The sequence below is a fragment of the Streptomyces sp. NPDC039430 genome (genome assembly GCF_055639435.1).
On sequence record NZ_JBVKAK010000002.1, the window covers coordinates 839,360 to 860,032 of the forward strand.

General features: G+C 71.1%; 21 protein-coding genes. 13 read left to right on the forward strand and 8 right to left on the reverse strand.

The features are described from left to right. Positions 1–109 precede the first annotated feature (109 nt). Positions 110–883 (reverse strand): PepSY domain-containing protein, encoded by a 774-nt coding sequence (locus tag ACZ7LS_RS08830; RefSeq protein WP_385133227.1) that lies wholly within the window; start codon positions 881–883, stop codon positions 110–112. 116 nt (positions 884–999) lie between these two features. Between ACZ7LS_RS08830 and ACZ7LS_RS08835 the strand changes: the two genes are divergently transcribed. Together ACZ7LS_RS08835 and ACZ7LS_RS08840 are read left to right on the forward strand one after the other, a co-directional pair. Beyond that, positions 1,000–1,662 (forward strand): response regulator transcription factor, encoded by a 663-nt coding sequence (locus ACZ7LS_RS08835; protein ID WP_382517666.1) that lies wholly within the window; start codon positions 1,000–1,002, stop codon positions 1,660–1,662. Next, on the forward strand, positions 1,659–3,332 hold the full coding sequence (locus ACZ7LS_RS08840; RefSeq protein WP_385133223.1) for a sensor histidine kinase: 1,674 nt from the start codon (positions 1,659–1,661) through the stop codon (positions 3,330–3,332). The genes ACZ7LS_RS08835 and ACZ7LS_RS08840 overlap by 4 nt, the downstream gene beginning before the upstream one ends. Before the next feature lie 67 nt (positions 3,333–3,399). Here ACZ7LS_RS08840 and ACZ7LS_RS08845 read toward each other — a convergent pair whose 3' ends face one another. The 4 genes from ACZ7LS_RS08845 to ACZ7LS_RS08860 form a co-directional block, all read right to left on the reverse strand. Next, complete coding sequence (locus tag ACZ7LS_RS08845) at positions 3,400–3,876, reverse strand: MarR family winged helix-turn-helix transcriptional regulator (RefSeq protein ID WP_382517660.1); 477 nt, start codon at positions 3,874–3,876, stop codon at positions 3,400–3,402. 115 nt (positions 3,877–3,991) lie between these two features. Continuing rightward, positions 3,992–4,780, reverse strand: coding sequence for an AIM24 family protein (locus tag ACZ7LS_RS08850; protein WP_382517657.1), 789 nt, complete (start codon positions 4,778–4,780; stop codon positions 3,992–3,994). After that, on the reverse strand, positions 4,777–5,427 hold the full coding sequence (locus ACZ7LS_RS08855) for an AIM24 family protein (RefSeq protein ID WP_382517655.1): 651 nt from the start codon (positions 5,425–5,427) through the stop codon (positions 4,777–4,779). Before ACZ7LS_RS08855 ends, ACZ7LS_RS08850 begins: the two co-directional genes overlap by 4 nt. Beyond that, a complete protein-coding gene (locus ACZ7LS_RS08860; RefSeq protein ID WP_382517652.1) occupies positions 5,427–6,065 on the reverse strand; it encodes an AIM24 family protein in 639 nt (212 codons plus the stop codon). The genes ACZ7LS_RS08855 and ACZ7LS_RS08860 overlap by 1 nt, the downstream gene beginning before the upstream one ends. Positions 6,066–6,233: 168 nt before the next feature. On the opposite strand from ACZ7LS_RS08860, the gene ACZ7LS_RS08865 reads away from it, so the two are divergent. From ACZ7LS_RS08865 to glxA, 4 genes are all read left to right on the forward strand, one after another. Next, on the forward strand, positions 6,234–6,578 hold the full coding sequence (locus tag ACZ7LS_RS08865) for a DUF3817 domain-containing protein (protein WP_030351952.1): 345 nt from the start codon (positions 6,234–6,236) through the stop codon (positions 6,576–6,578). Then, positions 6,575–6,868, forward strand: a complete 294-nt coding sequence (locus tag ACZ7LS_RS08870; protein ID WP_030916057.1) for an MTH1187 family thiamine-binding protein — start codon at positions 6,575–6,577, stop codon at positions 6,866–6,868. Before ACZ7LS_RS08865 ends, ACZ7LS_RS08870 begins: the two co-directional genes overlap by 4 nt. Positions 6,869–7,051: 183 nt before the next feature. After that, a complete protein-coding gene (locus ACZ7LS_RS08875; RefSeq protein WP_469448296.1) occupies positions 7,052–9,016 on the forward strand; it encodes a glycosyltransferase family 2 protein in 1,965 nt (654 codons plus the stop codon). Between the two features lie 3 nt (positions 9,017–9,019). Further along, a complete protein-coding gene (glxA, locus tag ACZ7LS_RS08880) occupies positions 9,020–10,999 on the forward strand; it encodes a radical copper oxidase GlxA (protein WP_382517648.1) in 1,980 nt (659 codons plus the stop codon). 38 nt (positions 11,000–11,037) lie between these two features. On the opposite strand, the gene ACZ7LS_RS08885 is transcribed toward glxA, so the two are convergent. Further along, positions 11,038–12,138: a glycoside hydrolase family 6 protein gene (locus ACZ7LS_RS08885; protein WP_382517645.1), complete on the reverse strand. Its 1,101-nt coding sequence runs from the start codon at positions 12,136–12,138 to the stop codon at positions 11,038–11,040. Positions 12,139–12,207: 69 nt separating this feature from the next. Continuing rightward, on the reverse strand, positions 12,208–13,206 hold the full coding sequence (locus ACZ7LS_RS08890) for an ArsR/SmtB family transcription factor (protein ID WP_382664943.1): 999 nt from the start codon (positions 13,204–13,206) through the stop codon (positions 12,208–12,210). A gap of 83 nt (positions 13,207–13,289) precedes the next feature. Here ACZ7LS_RS08890 and ACZ7LS_RS08895 point away from each other — a divergent pair, with 83 nt between their 5' ends. The 7 genes from ACZ7LS_RS08895 (at position 13,290) to ACZ7LS_RS08925 (ending at position 19,860) form a co-directional block, all read left to right on the forward strand. Beyond that, the gene (locus ACZ7LS_RS08895; protein WP_385133217.1) at positions 13,290–14,588 is read left to right on the forward strand and encodes an MFS transporter; all 1,299 of its coding nucleotides are present in this window, start codon (positions 13,290–13,292) and stop codon (positions 14,586–14,588) included. A 21-nt stretch (positions 14,589–14,609) separates the two neighbouring features. Then, the gene (locus tag ACZ7LS_RS08900) at positions 14,610–15,122 is read left to right on the forward strand and encodes a MarR family winged helix-turn-helix transcriptional regulator (RefSeq protein ID WP_129769144.1); all 513 of its coding nucleotides are present in this window, start codon (positions 14,610–14,612) and stop codon (positions 15,120–15,122) included. Between the two features lie 95 nt (positions 15,123–15,217). Further along, entirely contained in the window at positions 15,218–15,544 is a 327-nt protein-coding gene (locus ACZ7LS_RS08905) for a DUF3817 domain-containing protein (protein ID WP_129769145.1), read from the forward strand. Positions 15,545–15,637: 93 nt separating this feature from the next. Further along, positions 15,638–17,332 carry an acyl-CoA mutase large subunit family protein gene (locus ACZ7LS_RS08910; protein ID WP_382517635.1) on the forward strand — a complete coding sequence of 565 codons (1,695 nt, stop codon included), beginning with the start codon at positions 15,638–15,640 and terminating at the stop codon, positions 17,330–17,332. A gap of 260 nt (positions 17,333–17,592) precedes the next feature. Then, on the forward strand, positions 17,593–18,027 hold the full coding sequence (locus tag ACZ7LS_RS08915; RefSeq protein WP_382517944.1) for a MarR family winged helix-turn-helix transcriptional regulator: 435 nt from the start codon (positions 17,593–17,595) through the stop codon (positions 18,025–18,027). Then, positions 18,024–19,040, forward strand: a complete 1,017-nt coding sequence (locus ACZ7LS_RS08920; RefSeq protein WP_385133214.1) for an ATP-binding cassette domain-containing protein — start codon at positions 18,024–18,026, stop codon at positions 19,038–19,040. The genes ACZ7LS_RS08915 and ACZ7LS_RS08920 overlap by 4 nt, the downstream gene beginning before the upstream one ends. Then, positions 19,000–19,860, forward strand: a complete 861-nt coding sequence (locus ACZ7LS_RS08925; protein ID WP_385133211.1) for an ABC transporter permease — start codon at positions 19,000–19,002, stop codon at positions 19,858–19,860. Before ACZ7LS_RS08920 ends, ACZ7LS_RS08925 begins: the two co-directional genes overlap by 41 nt. A 50-nt stretch (positions 19,861–19,910) precedes the next feature. On the opposite strand, the gene ACZ7LS_RS08930 is transcribed toward ACZ7LS_RS08925, so the two are convergent. After that, on the reverse strand, positions 19,911–20,516 hold the full coding sequence (locus tag ACZ7LS_RS08930) for a TetR/AcrR family transcriptional regulator (protein WP_382517626.1): 606 nt from the start codon (positions 20,514–20,516) through the stop codon (positions 19,911–19,913). Positions 20,517–20,673 lie beyond the last annotated feature (157 nt).

Sequence of the window (20,673 nt, forward strand, 5' to 3'; positions counted from 1 at the left end):
TGGGTCCGGCGTATGGGGTCCGACGCGCCGGACCGCCCGGCCGCGGTGGCCGGGCGGGGGCGCGGGTGACCGTGCCGGTGGGGCGGCTCAGCAGTCCCGGGCCGGTGTCTCAGTCGTCGTACCGGTCGTCGTCGTGGTCAGCGCGGTCGCCATGGCCGTCACGGCCGTCGTCGTCGTCGCGGTCCACGGTGACCTTGCCGGTCGTGGCGTGCACGTTCAGCTCGTGCGTACGGCCGTCCTCGCCCCGTACGTCGATCTCCCAGCGGCCGTCGTGGTCGTCGTCGATCTCGGCGGAGGTCACCGTTCCGGGTACGGAGGCGAGGGCGGCGGCCACCGCGCGCCGGACGTCCACGGAGGCGGCGCGCAGCGCGGCGCGGTCGTCGCCGTGGTCGTCATCCCGGTCGTCGTCACCGTCGTCGTCGCGGTCCACCCGCACCGAGCCGGTGGCCGCGTCGACGCGCAGTTCGTGCCGGCGGTTGTCCTTCCCGAACAGGTCGATCTCCCAGTGGCGGCCGCCGTCGTCGTCCCGCTCGACGGAGGCCACGGCGCCCGGGTGCTCCCTCAGGGCCGCGGCGGCGGCCTCGCTCGCGGTCAGGCCCGTACCGCTTCCGCCGGCCTGCTGCCGCTTCACCGGCGCGCGGTCGTCCTTCCCATCGTCCTTGCCGCCTTCCCTCGCGCCGTCCCTCCCGTCGTCCTGGGAGTCGTCCAGGATGTCGTTCCCGGAGTCGTCCGACACCACTCCGAGCTGTGCGACCGGCGCGGGCGGCGTCGCCGAACCCGTGGTCCCCCGGCTGTCGTCGCCTCCCATGGCGACCGCCGTGTAGGTGCCGCCGCCGATCAGTGCCGCCGCGGTAATGGCCGCGATGACGAGATTGCGCTTCATGAGGGGTCCTCCCCGAGTCGGTCTGTGTGGAACGACTTCAATGTGGCGGAGGGAAGCTGAAGCCAGCCTGAAGCCACCTGAAGTGATCTTCAGGTTCCGTTTGGGAAGCTGGGGCCATGCGCTTGTTGATCGTGGAGGACGAGAAGCGGCTCGCGGTGTCGCTCGCCAAGGGGCTGAGGGCCGAGGGCTTCGCCGTCGACGTCGTCCACGACGGCCTCGAAGGGCTGCACCGGGCGGGCGAGGGCGTATACGACCTGGTCGTGCTCGACATCATGCTGCCCGGTATGAACGGCTACCGCGTCTGCGCCGCTCTGCGCGCGGCCGGTCATGACGTACCGATCCTGATGCTCACCGCGAAGGACGGCGAGTACGACGAGGCGGAGGGGCTGGACACCGGCGCCGACGACTATCTGACCAAGCCGTTCTCGTACGTCGTGCTCGTCGCCCGGGTCAAGGCCCTGCTGCGCCGCCGCGGCTCGTCCGGCGCCTCGCCCGTGCTGCGGATCGGGCGTCTCACCGTCGACACCGCCACCCGCCGTGTCTTCCGGGACGGGACCGAAGTGGCGCTCACCGCCAAGGAGTTCGCGGTACTCGAACAGCTGGCGGTCCGGGCCGGCGAGGTGGTCGGCAAACCGGAGATCCTGGAGCACGTCTGGGACTTCGCCTACGACGGCGACCCCAACATCATCGAGGTCTACATCAGCGCCCTGCGGCGCAAGCTCGGCGCCGCGGCCATCCAGACGGTGCGCGGCGCCGGGTACCGGCTGGTCGCGTCATGAGCGCGCGTGGACGCCGGTTCGCGTCCTCCGTACGGGCCAGGGCCTCGCTCGGCGCGACGGCCGTCGTGGCGGTCGCGCTGGTGGCCGCCGGGATCGCGGTCGTCCTCTCGCTCCGCTCGAACCTCACCGCCCAGGCCGACCGGAGCGCCGACAGGGCGGCGCGCGATGTCGCCCTGGAGATCGCCTCCCTGGTGCCGGACCAGACGTCGTACGCGGGGCTCGACCTGCCGGACGACACGGAACATCCCGTACAGGTGAGCGACGAGCGCGGCCGGCTGCTCAGGGCGAGCGAGGACCTCCAGCGGATCAGCGGTACGGGGGTGTCCGCGGTGACCCCTGCCAAGAGCCCCGCGGCGAGCCCCGCGCCGGGCGGCACCGCGGCCCCGGGCGGCGACGACAGCGCCGACGACGACAGCGACGCGGACGGCAAGGGGAGTGACGACAGCGGCGGGGACGGCAAGGGGAGTGACGACAGCGGCGGGGACGGCAACGGGAGCGACGACAAGGGCGGGGACGACGACGGGAGCGGCGACGACGACCCCGCGGTCGGCGAGATCAGCGACCGCACCTCCTACACCGACGGCAGCGCGACGGTCGATGGCAGGACCGGTGACTACCGCTTCGCCGCGGTGGAGGTGACCGACCGCGCGGGCGAGACGGTCGTCGTCCACGCGGGCGCCTCGCTCGCGGACCGCCAGGCCGCGGTCAACACCACCACCGTTTCCATGCTGCTGGGGCTCCCCGTCCTGCTGCTGGTCGTCGGGGGAGTGACCTGGCTGGTGACCCGGCGGGCGTTCCGGCCGGTGGAGGGCATCCGGCGCGAGATGGCGGCCATCACCGCCTCGACGGATCTCTCCCGGCGGGTGCCCGAGCCGGCCACGGACGACGAGGTGGCCAGGCTGGCCCGTACGACCAACGAGACGCTCACCGCGCTGGAGGCCGCGGTCGAGCGGCAGCGCCGCTTCGTCGCGGACGCCTCGCACGAACTGCGCAGCCCCATCGCCTCGCTCCGTACCCAGCTCGAAGTGGGCGACGCCCACCCGGAGTTGCTGGACGTGCCGGGCGCGGTCGCGGACACCGTACGGCTCCAGCAGCTCGCCGCGGATCTGCTGCTGCTGGCCCGGCTGGACGCGGGGGAGCGGCCGGGGCGGGCGCGGTTCGACCTGGGCGCGATGGTCCGTGAGGAGGTCTCGCAGCGGACCGCGGACCGTGTCCCGGTCACGCTCGATGTCCGGCCGGGGCTCGAAGTGGCCGGATCACGCGGCCAGTTGGCCCGGGTGCTGGGGAATCTGCTCGACAACGCCCAGCGCCACGCGCACGCGTCGGTCTCCGCGTCCGTGTACCGGTCGGGCGGCCGGGTGGTGCTCGCGGTGGCCGACGACGGCTCCGGGGTGCCGGAGGCGGAGCGCGAGCGGATCTTCGAGCGGTTCGTACGGCTCGACGACGCACGCAGCCGTGACGACGGTGGCGCCGGTCTCGGTCTGGCCATCGCGCGCGATGTGGCCGCGCGCCATGACGGCACGCTCACGGTCGGCCGGGCTCCGGAGGGCGGCGCCCTGTTCGAGCTGCGCCTGCCCAGGCCGGACGGGGCGGACCCCGCCGACGGCCCCGACGGCCCCGACAGCCCCGACAGCGGCGTCGGTGCCAACGACGCCGGTCACGCCGCCTGAGCCGGGCAGCCCGGCCGCCGGAGTGCTCCGGCGGCCGGGTCCCCGGACCGGGAGACCCGGTCTCGTCTCAGCTCTTGCCGCGCCGTCCGCGCAGCTGCTCGGCCACCGGCGTCAGCGACGCCCGCAGCTCCGCCAGCGCCTCGGGCGTGAGCAGATCGATGAAGTGCTTCCGTACGGACGCGACATGGTGTGGCGCGACCTTCTGCATGGTCTCCATCCCGTGGTCCGTCAGGACCGCGTAGAGCCCGCGCCGGTCCGACTCGCAGTTCTCCCGGCGGACCAGCTCCGCGGTCTCCATCCGGGTGATCTGATGGGAGAGCCGGCTCTTGGACTGGAGCGTGGTGGCCGCGAGGTCACTCATCCGCATGCGCCGGTCCGCCGACTCCGAGAGGTTCACCAGGATCTCGTAGTCGTTCATGGTCAGGCCGAACGGCTGAAGGTCTTTCTCCAACTGGTGCGTCAGCAGTTTGTTGACATCCAGATGGGTGCGCCAGGCGCACTGCTCCGCGTCGGTCAGCCAGCGGGTGGCGGTCTCGGTCTCCATGTATGGATTCTACCTAAGAAGTTGAAATCTGTACGAAGCGTCCGGATGTGACGCCGCGCACCCGATCACCGGCCGGGGGCGCAGGCGTTCGACGTCACACTCCGCAGACTACCGCTCACAGACCGAAGCGACGCTGGAGATCGCCGAGCTGCCCCGGCATCCGGGGCGTGGACCCCTGCGATCCCTGGTGCCCGGAGTGTCCCGAGGGGGCACCGCCCGGCACCCCGGGCTCCGACACGACCGCGCCCAACGGCTGCTCCGCCATCAGCAGTTCCGTCGACTGCAACAGCACCGTCCCGGCTCCGACGAACTCGAACTGATGCTCCTCGCCCGACGTACCGCCGATCCCCGTCAACGACCTGAGCCCGCCCAGCACTCCGGACATATAGCCATGATCGTAGTGGTGGCAGGGGGACGGGCAGTCCGCCCAGCCCACCAGCGCCTGCGGGTCCACCCGCAGCGGCGGCTCCATGAAGACCACGGGTCCGTTCGACGCCGCCACGAACTTCCCCGTACCGATCAGCGTCAGAAAGCCCGGCACGATCGACTGCTTCAGCGCCAGCGTCGGCTGGTACGCCAGCAGATTCCCGGACCGGATCGTCAGATTGCCGTCCTCCAGATCGAACGAGTTGACGTCGAAGGCGCGGTCGGCGAGCAGCATCTTGCCGCTGCCCTCCGCCACCACCCAGTCACTGGCGTGCAGCGGTGAGTGGAAGCTCGTACGCACCAGCCGCTCGAACCGGCCGTGGCCGATGCCGTCGAAGTTGATCTGCCCGTAGTAGGCGATCATCTTCCCCTTCTGCAGGAACCACTGGCTCCCCTTCAACTCCACACAGAAGGTGTACGCGTTGACGTTGTCGTCGCTCGGCAGCGTCATCGGGTCATGGATCACGGGCGTGCTCACAGCTTCTCCTCCGACGCCTGGACGTACACCGCGCCACTGCCGCTCAGCTCCAGCTGGAACGCCTCGCCGGAGCCGCGCCCGACCATGTCGCGCCAGCCGAGCGCCGTGGACAGCTTGTTCCGTACGTCGCCGTGGTGCGCGACATACGCCTGCGGGTCCACATGGATCTCCCGGCCCGGGGTGATGGGCACCTCGATCACCCCGCCGTGCGCCATCACCGCGACCGCGCCATGGCCCTTGAGCGTGGTGGTGAACAGGCCCTGTCCTGTCACCTGTCCGCGCACCATGCCCATGACCCCGCCCTGCGAGCCCAGGAACATCGTGCCCTGCTGGAGGGTCCCGTCGAAGGCGAGCAGCCGGTCCGCCTCGACGCACAGGGTGTCGCCCGCCAGATTGATGACCTGGATGTGATGGCCGCCGTGGCCGAACATGACGGTGCCGCTCCCCTCGACCGTCATCAGCGGGGTCGCCTCATTGGCCACCCGCCGTCCGATCATGGACATCAGACCGCCCTGGCCGCCCTGGATGTTGGGCGTGAAGCTGACGTCGCCGCGGTACGCGAGCATCGCGCCGCGCTGGCTGAACATCTTCTGGCCGGGCAGGACCGTCGCCTCGACCATCTTCGAGTTGATCTCGCGGAACGGCATCAGACATCGCCCCCGATCGTGTTCCGCTCGCTCGGCTGGACATAGACGAGCCCGTCGCCCTCGAAGCGGATCTGGAAGGCCTCGCCCGATCCCTCGCCCATGAACGTACGGAAGTTGACGCCGGACTGGAACTTCTGCTGGAGGTTGCCCTGGTGGGCGATGTAGGCGCCGGGGTCGACCTGGAGCGGGTACTGCGGGGTCACCCGCAGGATCACCGCCTGGCCGTCCGACATGATCGCGGCCTGGCCCATGCCCTCGACGGTGGTGGTGAACAGGCCGCTGCCGGACGCCCCGCCCCGGAGCCCCGTGAACGACGTGCCGGTACGCAGCCCCGCGTCCGCGCAGAGCAGATTGCTCGCCTCGACGAAGAGCTTGTCGCCGTGCAGCGAGACGAGGCTGATCTCGCTCGCGCGGTCGGCGAAATAGCAGGTGCCCTCGCCCTTCACCTCCATCACGGTCATCTGTTCGCCGGTGAGCCGGCGGGTCACCATCCCGCGCAGACCCTCACCGCCGCCGGACATCTTCTTGAACGCCATCCGGCCGTCGTACGCGACCATCGAGCCGTTCTTCGCCTTGACGGCGTCGCCGGTCATGTCGACGGCGAGCACCTTGCTGCCTTGCAGTCGGAACTGAGCCACGGATCGAAGGTAACGGGCGGCACCGACAGGGAACAGGGCCCACGGTCCGGGATCACCCCCGACCCGACCCTGATAACGGTCGGGCAAAGCCGTGCTGCCACAATAAGAGCGCGCTTGTGCACACATTCACAAGATCACGTCTGCCCCCGACGCCGAAGGTGCCTCCCCGTGGACATCAAGACCGCCTCCTCCCTCCATCGCCTCCGCCTGGTCTCCGCCCCGGAGGCCGTGTCGTTCCTGCTGCTCCTCGTCTGCTCGGTGCTCAAGCGCACGACGGACTTCAACGCGGTCCCCGTCATGGGCGCCGTCCACGGTCTGCTCTTCGTGCTGTACGTGGTCTTCTGGCTGGACGCCTGGAACCGCACCAAGTGGTCCTTCGGCACCGCGGCCCTCTACTTCGTCCTGTCGGTCCTGCCGGCCGGCGGCTTCTTCGCCGAGCGCAAGCTCAAGCGCGCCGCCGACGACGCGGTCATCGCCTCCCGCGCGCGCCGCGAGGGTACGGTGAGCGCATGATCGTCGCCTTCTCGGTGAGCCCGCTGGGCGTGGGGGAGGACGTCGGGGAGTACGTCGCCGACGCCGTCCGTGTCGTCCGCGAGTCCGGGCTGCCCAACCGTACGGACGCCATGTTCACCTCCATCGAGGGGGAGTGGGACGAGGTGATGGACGTCGTGAAGCGGGCCGTCGCCGCGGTCGAGGCCCGCGCCGGGCGCGTCTCGCTCGTCCTCAAGGCCGATATCCGGCCCGGGGTCACGGACGGGCTCACCTCGAAGGTCGAGACGGTGGAGCGCTACCTCGCCGGCTGAGCCCCGCCTCTTCCGCGACCCGCCTCGGCCCGTGCCGCTCCGTCTCGACGCGTACCGCCCCGTCTCGATCCGTACCGACCCGCGTCAACCCGTACGCAGTAATCTCCGCGCAGAGCGCCGCTCACTCGGACGCCTCCAGTCGACACGCCGAAGAATGTCCCTTTTTGTGGGGATATCGATCTGGTGCGACAGCTGGAGGCATCCGTGCGGCCGGAGGGTTCCGAGTTCGACTACGACTACGACGTCCACAGCTGCCTGGCCGGTCCGCTCAGGGAACCGGACCTGGCCGTGGCCTACCGGGTGCGCTACCGGAGTCTGCTCGCGCGGGAACCCCACCGAATAAGAGCCGTCCTGCTGATGGCCCTGGCGCCGCTGCTCTCCGGCGTCCTGCTGGTCTATCTGGTCTGGCCCACCCACCGGACCGAGCGCGACGGCGGCGGCCGGCTGCTGGTGATCCTCGATCAGGTGATGCTCGGCTCGATCGGGCTCATCGCCCTCTTCATGCTCGTCAACGTCACGTCGGTCGCCCACGCCACGATGGTCGCCAGGGACCCCATACCCGTCCCCGCCGAGCCCGGCACCCGCGTCGCGTTCCTCACCACCTACGTCCCGGGCAAGGAACCGCTCGCCATGGTGCGGGCCACGCTCGAAGGAGCCGTACGGCTGCGCCACAGCGGCCCGCTCGACATCTGGCTGCTGGACGAGGGCGACGACACCGCCGCCAGGGCGCTCTGCGAGGAGCTGGGGGTCCGCCACTTCACCCGGCACGGCATACCGGAGTGGAACCGCCGGCGCGGCGTGCACAAGGCACGCACCAAACACGGCAACTACAACGCCTGGCTGGCCGCGCACGGCGAGGAGTACGACTTCTTCGCCTCCGTCGACACCGACCATGTGCCGCTCCCGAACTTCCTGGAGCGGATGATGGGGTACTTCCGCGACCCGGACACCGCCTTCGTCGTCGGCCCCCAGGTGTACGGCAACTACAGCTCACCGGTCACCAAGGCCGCCGAGTCCCAGCAGTTCCTCTTCCACGCGCTGATCCAGCGGGCCGGCAACCGCTACCACGCCCCGATGTTCGTCGGTACGAACAACGTCGTCCGGGTCAGGGCGGTCCTGCAGGTAGGCGGGCTGTACGACTCGATCACCGAGGACATGGCCACCGGGTTCGAGCTGCACCGCACCAGGAACCCGGTCACCGGCCGGTTCTGGCGCTCCGTCTACACCCCCGACGTCCTGGCCGTGGGCGAGGGCCCCGCCTCCTGGACCGACTTCTTCACGCAGCAGCTGCGCTGGTCGCGGGGGACGTACGAGACGCTGCTCAAGCAGTACTGGAAGGCGCCGTTCCGGGTGCCGCCCGGACGGCTGCTCAGCTACACGCTGATGCTCGTCTACTACCCGATGACCGCCGTCAACTGGTTCCTCGGCATTCTCAGCTGCGTTCTCTTCCTCTGGTTCGGCGCCTCGGGCACCCAGGTCTCGTCCTCGGTCCTGCTGATGCTCTACAGCGACGCCGCGGCGCTGCAGATCGGGCTCTACCTCTGGAACCGGCGGCACAACGTCTCGCCCCACGAGCCGCGCGGCTCGGGCGGTCTCGCCGGAATGGCGATGTCCGCGCTCTCCGCGCCGGTCTATCTCAGATCGCTGGTCTCGGCGCTCCTCCGCACCCGCGGGCGCTTCGTGGTCACGCCCAAGGGCGGCCGGGCGAGCCCCGACCGGCTGATGACCTTCCGGCTGCATCTCTTCTGGGCCGTCGTGCTCACCGCCTCACTCGTCGCGTCGGTCGTCCTCGGCCACACGCACGCGGCGATGCGCACCTGGGCGGTCCTGGCGCTGGCCATCGCGCTCGCCCCGGTCGGTGTCTGGTGCTGGACGCTGCGCGCCGGGCGCGCCGGCGGCACCGTACCGGCGTCCGTCCGTACGCCCGTGGAAGCCGTCGCGGACCCGGCCCCGGACCTGGAGCCGGCCTCGGATCTGGACCTGGTCCCGGATCTGGACCTGGCCTCGGATCTGGACCCCGGGCCGGCCCCGGATCCGGACCCCGAGCTGGAGCCCGCGTCGGTCTACGCCGCGTCGGCCGTGACGTCCGTGACGTCCGTGAAGTCAGTGACATCCGTGACGCCTGTGACGATGACAGGAGGGAACTGACCCATGCCCCAGCGGTACAGGCCGCGCCGCAGGCCGTCGGAGAAGTTCAAGCGGACGCTGCTCGGCGGCGGAGCGCTGGTGGTGCTGGCCGCCCTCAACGCCCCCGCGGCCTTCTCGTTCGCCGAGGAGAAGTACCACGCGTACAAGATCGCGCAGCCGGGCTACAAGCGGCAGTACGGCTCCTGGGAGATCCTCGACGTCCCGAAGGAATACCGTACGAACGCGATCCACGCGGCCCTGCTGCACACCGGCAAGGTGCTGATCATCGCCGGCTCGGGCAACAACCAGAAGAAGTTCGACGAGGGATCGTTCGACACGATCCTCTGGAACCCGGCCGACAACTCCTTCAAGAAGATCCCCACCCCGGAGGACTTCTTCTGCTCGGGCCACTCCCAGCTCCCCGACGGACGGCTGCTGGTGGCCGGCGGCACGGCGCGCTACGAGGTCCTCGACGGCGAGGTGGAGCGGGCCGGCGGCCGGATGCGGGTCAAGAACGAGAACCCGGACCGGGCCCACACCTTCAAGAAGGGCACCCGCTTCCGCTCCCCCTCGGGCGTCGAGTTCATCAGCAAGTTCGATGTCACGGTGCCCCGGGCGAAGAAGGAGCTGAAGGTCGGGTACGGCAAGGGCGGCCGGATGCTGCCCTGGCGTACGAAGGTGACGGCCGGCGAGGCGCGGGTGTTCGTGGAGGCGGCCGAGAAGGGACCGCGGGGGCTGACCACCCAGGCCGCGCAGTACGAGATCGTCGGGCTCAAGGGCAAGGACGCGGACAACCTCTACGGCCTGGCACAGAAACTCACCACGGAGAAGCAGGACTTCCAGGGCATCAGATCCGCCTACGAATTCGACCCCAGGGCCGAGAAGTACCTCCCCGTGAACCCGATGAAGGAGGCCCGCTGGTACCCCACGCTGGTGACCCTGGACAACGGGAAGGTGCTCGCGGTCTCCGGTCTCGACGACGTCGGCGCCGTGGTCACCGGGGACAACGAGCTGTACGACCCGAGGACCAAGGAGTGGTCGAAGGGCCCCACCCGCTACTTCCCGACCTATCCCGCGCTCTTCCTCACCAAGGGCGGCAAGCTCTTCTACTCGGGCTCCAACGCGGGGTACGGGCCCGCCGAGAAGGGCAGGCAGCCGGGGATCTGGGACCTCGCGAAGAACACCTTCACCGAGGTCGGCGGGCTCACCGATCCCGACCAGACGGAGACCTCGGCCTCCCTGATGCTGGCGCCGGCCCAGGACCAGCGGGTGATGCTGCTCGGCGGCGGAGGCGTCGGCGAGTCCTCCGAGGCCACCGCGCGCACGGCGATCGTCGACCTCACCCGGGACAGCCCGGCCTTCCAGGAGGGGCCCAGGCTGCCGAAGGGCACGCGCTATCTGAGCAGTGTGCTGCTCCCGGACGACACGGTGTTCACCACCGGCGGCTCCTCCGACTACCGCGGGCGCAGCGCCAGCGACATCCTCAAGGCGCAGTTCTACGAGCCGCGGACCAACACGTTCCGGCCGGCCGCCGACCCGACCGTGGGGCGCAACTACCACTCGGAGGCGCTGCTGCTGCCCGACGGACGTGTGGTCACGTTCGGATCCGACCCGCTCTTCCGCGACGCCGACAACACCAGACTCGGCACCTTCGAACAGCGGGTGGAGATCTACACGCCTCCCTACCTCCAGGGCGACAGAGCCGGTGCGAACAGACCGGCACTGGGGGAGGGGCCGGAGGCGGTCGACCGGAACGGCCGGGCCACCTTCCGCGCCGCCCGTCCCGACCGGATCGCGAAGGCGCGGCTGATGCGGCCGAGCGCCGTGACGCACACGACGGATGTCGAGCAGCGCTCGGTCGAGCTGGCGCTGACGAAGACGAAGGACGCGGTGACGGTGGAGGTGCCGAAGGACCGGGCGCTGGTACCGCCCGGCTGGTACATGCTCTTCGTCACCGACTCCGCGGGTGTCCCGTCCGAGGCGAAGTGGGTCCGGGTGGACTGAGCCCCGGGCGTCGAGCGGTCCGCGCCCGGGGCGGCCCCTCAGGCGGTCGTGTCCCCGCTTCTGCGGGCGAGGCCCAGCGCGTAGTCGGGCCACCAGGTACCGGCCGCGGGGCCGCCGCGGCACGGGCCGTCCGAGTCGCCGGGGCGCTTGATCCAGAGGTAGGCGTCCAGCAGCTCGTTGCCGGTGTTGGTGGTGGGCGCAGGGCCGAGCGCCCTGCCCGGCGGGTTGCACCACGCCTGGTCCCGGTCGCCGCGCAGCGGGCCCGCGCCGTTCCTGCTGGTGTCGATGGTGAAGTGGACATCGCCCAGCAGCCCGGAGAGCCGGGTGCCGTACGCCTTGACCGCCTCGGTCGTCTGGAAGTTGGACACATTGAGCGAGAAGCCGTCGGCCGAGGCGATCCCGGCCCGCCGGAGCGGCTCGGTGAGCTTGGCGGGGTCGGCGATCCAGTCCGGATTGCCGGCGTCCAGATAGACCCTGGTATGTGGCTGCCGCTTGAGCCTGCCGATGGCGTGGGCGAGCAGCTCGTACCGCTCGTCGTGGTACTCCCCCGGGGTGCAGCCGTCCGTCAGATGCGGAACGGCGTCCGGCTCCAGGATCACGACGGCGTCGGCGTCGCCGAGGGCGGCGGCGAAGGAGCCGATCCAGTCGCGGTACGACTCGGCGTCGTGCGCGCCGCCCGCGGAATAGAGCCCGCAGTCGCGGTGGGGGATGTTGTACGCGACGAAGACGGCCGTGCGCTTGGCGGCCTTCGCGCCCCGTACCGCCCGCTGGATGCCGGGCTCGGGATTGTCGCCGGCCGGCCAGTCGGCCACCGCGCGCTCGGAGATCCGCCGCAGCGCCTTCGCGTCGTCCGTACGCCCCTGCTGCTCCCACTCCCGCACCTGGCGGGCCGCGTCGCTCTGCGGATCGACCCAGAACGGCGAGGAAGCGGCGGGGACTTCGCCCCGGAGCGCGGAGGAGCCGGTGCGGCCGGCCCGCTCCGTCCGCTCGACGGGGTCCTGGCGGGATTCGGGGGAGCAGCCCGCCGCCGTCAGCGCGAGCGCCGCCGCGAGGGCGGCCGAGGCGAGCGGGCACGGGCGGCGGTGTGGTGCGCGCGTGCGGTGCGGTGGGTACGGGCGGTGCGGTCTGCGGCCGGACATCCAGCCCCCTCGGAAGACGACTGGGCGACGACGGGAACGGGGTAATACCGGCATATCGTTACATAATGTTCAGTCGGTCGCGCTCTGCGACACCGACAGCGCGATCCCGAGCGGCGTCCGCTCGTACAGCACCTGATGTCCGTACCGCCGCGACGTCAGAAGCCCCGCCCCGCGCAGCGCCGACAGGTGCGCCGACACGGAGGAGGGGGCCAGGCCCAGCAGCCCCGCGAGCGCCGTCGTCCCGGCCGGTTCGTCCAGCGCGCACAGGACATCCGCCCGTGCCCTGCCCAGCAGCCGGGCCAGCGCGTCGGGCGTACGGTCCGACGGCCGCGTCCACAGGCCGCCGATACCCCGAGCCGGGTAGATCACGGCCGGCTGCCACGGCGGCAGGTAACCGCTGACGACGTTCGGCCAGCAGAACACACTCGGCATCAGGACCAGCCCCTCGCCGCCGAGGACCCGCGTATGGCTGCCGTGCGTCCCCGTGATCGTCAGCGTCGAGCCGTCGGTCCAGCCGAGCTGCGGACTCAGCTCCCCCAGCAGCCCGTGCAGCCCCTTCTCCGCCAACCGCCGCGAGTGGTACGCCACATCGGCCTCCAGCAGGGTGCGCAGCCGGAGCCAGTCGGGCTCGACCAGCTCGTGCCACACCCGCTCCAGCAGTCCGGCGAGCTTCCGCAGGGCCCCTGCCGGATCCGCCGTCATCGCCCGGCCCTCGGCGCTCGCCGCGGCCCCCGGGGTGTCCGCGAGCGCCAGCGTGATGTCGGTCCTGACCAGCTCCGGATCGGTGGCGCGCACGGCCGCGATCTCCTCCTCGAAGGTGGGCAGCGGGACCGACGGCGGACGGCTGAGGAAGTCGGGGTTGTGCCCGCGCTCGGGCATCAGGAGATGCAGCGGCGTGAGATCGATCGCCGCCGCCGCGGTCCGGATCCCGCGCAGCCACGGCAGGTGGTAGCCGTGCCGCTCGGGGCGCGCGAGGGTACGGACCGCCTCCTGCGTCTCCCAGAGCGGTGAGACGGCGAACCGGCAGCGGAGCAGATCGCTCTCGTCGAAGTGAAGCTGGAACGGCATGGCTCGGGCGGCCCCCTGTGCCGAAGATTCGGACTGGTCCGAATGTCTGTCTCCGGATCGGCTGACCCCGTCAGTCTGCCTCCATGCCCAAGAACGCCTCCCGGGGGTACGGCGCCGTCTTCGCCGTCCGCGAGTTCCGGTTCGTCTTCGCCGCGCACCTCCTCTCGCTGCTCGGCGTGGTCGTCAGCGAGATCGCGCTGACCTTCCTCGTCTACGACCTCACCGGATCCCCGCTGCTCAGCGCCCTCACCTTCGCCCTCGGCCTGCTTCCCTACCTCGTCGGCGGGACCCTCCTCGCCGGGGTCGCCGACCGCTACCCCGCCCGGCGCGTGCTGGTGGTCTGCGATCTGCTGTGCGCCGCGTGCGTCGGGGTGATGGTGCTGCCCGGCACCCCGATCGCCGGCCTGCTGGCCCTGCGCTGCGTCGTCGCCGCGATCGCGCCCGTCTTCACCGGGACCAGGATGGCCGCGCTGACCGACATCCTCGGCGAGGGCGATCTGTACGTACTCGGCCGCTCGCTGCTGCGGATCGTCTCGCAGAGCGCGCAGCTCGCCGGGTTCGGGGTGGGCGGGGTGCTGCTCGCCGTCGTGCCCGCGCGGGGCGCGATCTGTGTCACCGTCGGTACGTTCCTCTGCTCGGCCGCGCTGCTGCGCTTCGGGACCCGCGACCGGCCCGCCCGCGCCACCGGCCGGGAGGCGGGCCAGGAGGCCGGGCGGGGCGGCGCGCTGCTCCGGGATTCGCTCGGCGGGGCGCGGCTGCTGCTCGGCGACCGGCGTATCCGGGCGCTGCTGCTGCTCTTCTGGGTGCCCGCGATGTTCGTCGTCGCGCCCGAGGCCCTGGCGGCGCCGTACGCGGATTCCCTCGGCCTCGGCCCCGCCGCGCTGGGGCTGCTGATGTGCGCGATGCCGGTGGGGCACATCGTGGCGGAGCTGTACGTCGGTACGGCGCTCTCCCCGGGCGCCCGCTCCCGTGTCGTCCTGCCGGTCGCCGCCCTCGGCCTGCTGCCGCTGCTGGTGTACGGGGCCGAGCCCGGCCTCGGCTGGACGCTGACCGCGCTCGCCCTCTCCGGAGCGGGGGCCGCGTACGTCATCGGCCTCGACCAGTGGTTCGTCGCGGCGGTCCCCGAGGAACTGCGCGGCCGGGCCATGACGCTGCTCACGGCCGGACTGATGACCATCCAGGGGCTCGGCATGGCCGCCGCGGGGCTGGCCGCGGAGTTCCTGCCCGTGCATCAGGTCGTCGCCGGGGCGGGCGTTATCGGCACGCTCTGCTGCCTTGTCCTGGTACGGGAGGTCCACCGCACCGCCCCGGACGGACCGGAGAGGCGGGCGAAGGATCAGATCGTACGACCGAAATCCGAGACAGGGCCGTCCGCCTGGTGACCTCTGGGTAGGGTCGGAGCCGTGCCGAAACCGCTCAGCCTTCCCTTCGATCCCATCGCCCGCGCCGACGAACTCTGGCAGCAGCGCTGGGGGCCCATGCCCTCCATGGCGGCGATCACCTCGATCATGCGCGCGCAGCAGATCCTGCTGGCCGGCGTGGACGCGGTGGTCAAGCCGTACGGGCTGACGTTCGCCAGATACGAGGCGCTGGTGCTGCTCACCTTCTCCAAGGAGGGCGAGCTGCCGATGTCCAAGATCGGCGAGCGGCTGATGGTCCACCCGACGTCGGTCACCAACACCGTGGACCGGCTGGTGAGATCCGGCCTGGTCGACAAGCGGCCCAATCCGAACGACGGCCGGGGCACGCTCGCGTCCATCACGGACAAGGGGCGCGAGGTGGTGGAGTCGGCCACCCGCGATCTGGCGGAGATGGACTTCGGGCTCGGGGCGTACGACGCCGAGGAGTGCGTGGAGATCTTCGCGATGCTCCGCCCGCTGCGGGTGGCGGCCAGGGACTTCGACGACGCGGGCTGAGCCGGGGCCACGGGATGAGGGCCGGGAGCCGGGGCCGGCGGGCGAGGGCCGGGGGCCCCGCGGGCGCCGGAAGGGCCCGGGATACGCTCGATGCCATGAAACAGAGCGTGCTGTCCCGCTACCGGGTGATGGCGTACGTCACCGCCGTATGGCTGCTGGTCTTCACCGTGGCGATCATCCTGAAGTACGGATTCGACACCGGCGACACGATGCTGATCTCCCAGATCCACGGTGTGCTGTTCATCGTGTACGTCGTGTTCGCCTTCGACCTGGGCACCAAGGCGAAGTGGCCCTTCGGCAAGCTCCTCTGGGTGCTGGCCGCGGGCTGCATCCCCGTCGCGTCGTTCTTCGTCGAGCCGAAGATCACCCGCGAGGCCCGGCCGCTGGTCACGGACCGCGAGCCCGCCACGGCCAAGGCCTGACGGGCCCGCTCGGGCCCCGTTCCGGCCCGCCCGCACGAGCTGCGGGCGGTTTGGCATCGACATTTACTTGGACGTCCTAGTAAATTTGAAGGCATGGACGTCATGGAGGAGGGCCGCCTGCGCTGGCAGGCCCGATACGACAAGGCTCGTAAGCGCGACGCGGATTTCGGCACGCTCTCCGGTGACCCGGTGGAGCCGGTCTACGGGCCCCGGCCCGGCGACACCTATGAGGGCTTCGAGCGGATCGGCTGGCCGGGGGAGTACCCCTTCACCCGCGGGCTGCACCCCACCGGCTACCGAGGCCGGACCTGGACCATCCGCCAGTTCGCCGGATTCGGCAACGCCCTGCAGACCAACGAGCGCTACAAGAAGATCCTGGCCAACGGCGGCGGCGGGCTCTCCGTCGCCTTCGACATGCCGACGCTCATGGGCCGCGACTCCGACGACCCGCGCTCGCTCGGCGAGGTCGGCCACTGCGGGGTCGCCATCGACTCCGCCGCCGACATGGAGATCCTCTTCGGCGGCATCCCGCTCGGCGAGGTCACCACGTCGATGACCATCAGCGGCCCCGCGGTCCCGGTCTTCTGCATGTATCTGGTCGCGGCGGAGCGCCAGGGCGTCGATCCCGCCGTCCTCAACGGCACACTCCAGACCGACATCTTCAAGGAGTACATCGCGCAGAAGGAGTGGCTCTTCCAGCCGGAGCCGCATCTGCGTCTGATCGGCGATCTGATGGAGCACTGCGCCGCCTCCATCCCCGCGTACAAGCCGCTCTCGGTCTCCGGCTACCACATCCGCGAGGCCGGGGCGACGGCCGCGCAGGAGCTGGCGTACACCCTCGCGGACGGCTTCGGCTATGTGGAGCTGGGGCTGAGCAGGGGGCTGGACGTGGACGCCTTCGCGTCCGGTCTCTCCTTCTTCTTCGACGCCCATGTCGACTTCTTCGAGGAGATCGCCAAGTTCCGCGCGGCCCGAAGGATCTGGGCGCGCTGGATGAAGGAGGTGTACGGAGCGCGGACCGACAAGGCGCAGTGGCTGCGCTTCCACACCCAGACGGCGGGCGTCTCGCTCACCGCGCAGCAGCCGTACAACAACGTCGTACGGACGGCGGTGGAGGCACTGGCGGCCGTCCTCGGCGGCACGAACTCCCTGCACACGAACGCGCTGGACGAGACCCTCGCCCTGCCGAGCGAGCAGGCCGCCGAGATCGCGCTCCGTACCCAGCAGGTGCTGATGGAGGAGACGGGTGTCGCCAATGTGGCCGATCCGCTCGGCGGCTCCTGGTACGTCGAGCAGCTGACCGACCGGATAGAGGCCGACGCCGAGAAGATCTTCGAGCAGATCAAGGAGCGCGGCCTGCGCTCCCACCCGGACGGGCAGCATCCGATCGGTCCCGTCACCTCCGGCATTCTGCGCGGTATCGAGGACGGCTGGTTCACCGGTGAGATCGCGGAGTCCGCGTTCCGGTACCAGCGGGCGCTGGAGAAGGGCGACAAGCGGGTCGTCGGCGTCAATGTGCACCACGGCTCGGTCACCGGCGATCTGGAGATCCTGCGGGTCAGCCACGAGGTCGAGCGCGACCAGGTCCAGGTCCTGGCCGAGCGCAAGGGCGCCCGGGACGACGCCCGGGTCCGTACGGCCCTGGAGGCCATGCTGAGCGCCGCCCGCGACGGCTCGAACATGATCGCTCCGATGCTGGAGGCGGTACGAGCCGAGGCGACGCTCGGTGAGATCTGCGGGGTGCTGCGCGACGAGTGGGGGACGTACACGGAGCCGCCCGGTTTCTAGCCAGCGCACGCGGTACGGGCGGCCGTCCCCCGGTCCTGGGGGGCGGCCGCCCGCCGTTCTTCTCCGCGCCCTCCCGCTGGTCTCCTCCGCGCGTCCCCCGCGTTCCTCTCCGCGCGTCCCCCGCGTCTCTCTCCGCGTGTCCCCCCGCGTCCCTCTCCTCGCGAATACCTCTGAGTGAGAGCTAAAATAGGGGAGTGGCCACGGAGGAGTTCCCCGAGTTCCCCGACTCGCTCGCCGTCGTCCTCGCGGGCGTCCAGCGGATGACGCGGCGGCGGCTGCGTGAGGGCTTTCCCGTGCCGCCGCTGCGCGGCGCGCAGATCGAGCTGCTGCGGCTGGTCTCGGCGCGTCCGGGGATCCGGGTGTCGGACGCCGCCAAGGAGCTGTATCTCGCCGGCAACTCGGTCTCCACCCTGGTCAATCAGCTCAGCCGGGCCGGCTATCTCCGCCGCGAGACCGACCCGGACGACCGGCGCTCCGCGCGGCTGCTGCCCACCCCGGCGGCCGAGGCGCGGCTGGGCGAATGGGACGTCCGCCGGCGCGCGCTCATGCGCGAGCAGGTGGAGCATCTGTCGGACGAGGACCGCGAGGCGCTGGCGGCGGCCCTTCCGGCGTTGCGCAGGCTCGCCGCGAACCTGCGCGAGGAGGGGGGAGCGGCGACAGCGGGAGCGGGGGGACAGGGAGTGGAGGGAACATGACCGACACACCGTTCACCGGCGACACGGGCCCGGACGGGGCGGTGCCCGCGGGCACCGCACCTCCGGCGGCCGGCCGCGCGGACCCCGCCGGGCCCGACGCCGTCAGCTGCCGCGGGCTGGACTACGCCTTCGGCGAGACCAAGGCCGTCCAGGGCCTCGACCTCTCGGTCGGCGCCGGCGAGGTCTTCGGGCTGCTCGGTCCGAACGGCGCGGGCAAGACCACCGCGATCCGCTGCATCACCACGCTGCTGCCCGTCCCGGCGGGCATGGTGCGGGTGTTCGGCCACGACGCGGCGAAGGAGAAGATGGCGGTACGCCGCCTGCTGGGCTACGTACCGCAGCAGCTGTCCGCCGACGCCTCGCTGACGGGCCGCGAGAACGTGACGCTGTTCGCCCGCGTCTTCGACGTCCCGCGCCGCGAGCGGTCCGAACGTGTCGCGCAGGCGCTGGCGGCCGTCGATCTGACCGGCGCTGCCGACCGGATGGCCAAGACGTACTCCGGCGGCATGATCCGCCGGCTCGAACTCGCCCAGGCACTGGTCAGCGCGCCGAGACTGCTCATGCTCGACGAGCCGACGATCGGCCTCGACCCGATCGCCCGTACCAGCGTCTGGGAGCACATCAACGCCGTACGGCGTGCCACGGGCATGACCGTGCTGGTGACCACGCACTACATGGACGAGGCCGATCAGTACTGCGACCGCGTCGCGCTGATGCACCGCGGGCGGATCCACGCGCTCGGCACCCCGGGCGAGCTGCGGGCCGAGCTGCGCGAGCGCCGGGCGGCGGCGGGCGCCCAGGGAGGTGCTTCCGGCAACGCTCCGGGCGGTGCTTCGGGCGGTGCTTCCGACGGTGTTCCGAGCGGTGTTCCGGGCGCTGTTTCGGGCGAGAAGGGCGCGCTGCCGACGCTGGAGGACGTCTTCAGGGACGTGGCGGGCAGCGGCCTCGACGAGGAGGGAGGCGACTTCCGCGATGTCAGGAGCACCCGCCGCACCGCGACCCGCGTCGGCTGAGGAGACCGGCACCGGCCGGCTGGACCTGCTGCTCGTACCACCCCGTGCCCGTACCGGCTGGCGCGTGCTGCCCGCCAGGGTCGCCGCGATGTGCGTGGTCGAGCTGCAGAAGCTGCGCCACGACCGGACCGAGCTGTACACCCGGGCCGTTCAGCCCGCCCTGTGGCTGCTGATCTTCGGTGAGACCTTCACCCGGATCAAGGCCATCCCCACCGGCGGCATCCCGTACATCGACTTTCTCGCGCCCGGCATCATCGCCCAGTCCGCGATGTTCATCGCGATCTTCTACGGCATCATGATCATCTGGGAGCGGGACGCCGGCATCCTGACCAAACTGCTGGTCACCCCCACTCCGAGAGCCGCGCTCATCAGCGGCAAGGCGTTCGCCTCCGGGGTGAAGGCGCTGATCCAGGCGGTGGTGGTGATCGTCATCGCCGCGGCCCTGGGCGTCGGTCTGACCTGGAACCCGCTGCGGCTGCTCGGCGTGGCCGTCGTGGTGGTCCTCGGCTCGGCGTTCTTCTCCTGTCTGTCGATGACGATCGCCGGGATCGTGCTGACGCGCGACCGGCTGATGGGTATCGGCCAGGCCATCACCATGCCGCTCTTCTTCGCCTCGAACGCGCTCTATCCGGTCGCGATCATGCCCGGCTGGCTCCAGGTGGTCAGCAAGATCAATCCACTGAGCTATCAAGTCGACGCGCTGCGCGGGCTGTTGCTCGGTACGCCGTCCCATCTGCCGCTCGACTTCGGCGTCCTGCTGGTGGCGGCGGCCCTGGGCATCGCGGCGGCCTCGTCGCTGCTGGGACGGCTGGCGCGGTGACGCGGTGGCGCGGCCTGCGCGTACCGGACCGCGTACCGGACCCGGCTCTCTCAGCTCTGCGCGGCGGTCAGTCCGTCGAGCAGCAGGGCCGTGAACGCGCGCGCCCACTCCTGGTCGACCGGCTCCGCGCTGACCAGGGTGCGGTGGACCACCGCGCCGGCGATCACGTCGAAGATCAGGTCCGCGGTACGGGCCGCCCGCACGGCGTCCGGCTCGCGCGGGAGTTCACCGCGGGCCTGGGCGCGCTCGCGGCCCAGCAGCACCAGCCGCTTCTGGCGGTCGACGATCGAGGCGCGGATACGGGCCCGCAGGGCCTCGTCCCGGGTGGACTCCGCGATCACGGCCATGAGCGCCGTCTTGGTCTCGGGCCGTTCCAGCAGCGCCGCGAACTGGAGCACCACGCCCTCGACATCGGCCGCCAGGCTGCCGCGGTCCGGCAGGTCCAGCTCGTCGAAGAGGGCGGCGACCGCGTCCACGACCAGCTCGCTCTTGGCCGTCCACCGCCGGTAGAGCGTGGTCTTGGCGACACCCGCCCGGGTCGCCACATCGCCCATCGTCAGCTTGGACCAGCCCAGCTCACCCAGTGCGGCCCGGGTCGCTTCCAGGATGGCGGAGTCGGTCTCGGCGCTGCGGGGGCGACCCTTTCGGCTGGACATGACGGCGACCATACCGGCCAGTAGGGCATGCGCTGTGAGTCAGCTCACCGGATGGATCTTCCCCGTCGCACCGCCCGGCAGTTACGCTACGACGCGTAGCGAAAGCGGGGAGCGGCCGGCCCGTCACGCGGCGGTGGGCGTACCGCTTTTCAGAAGT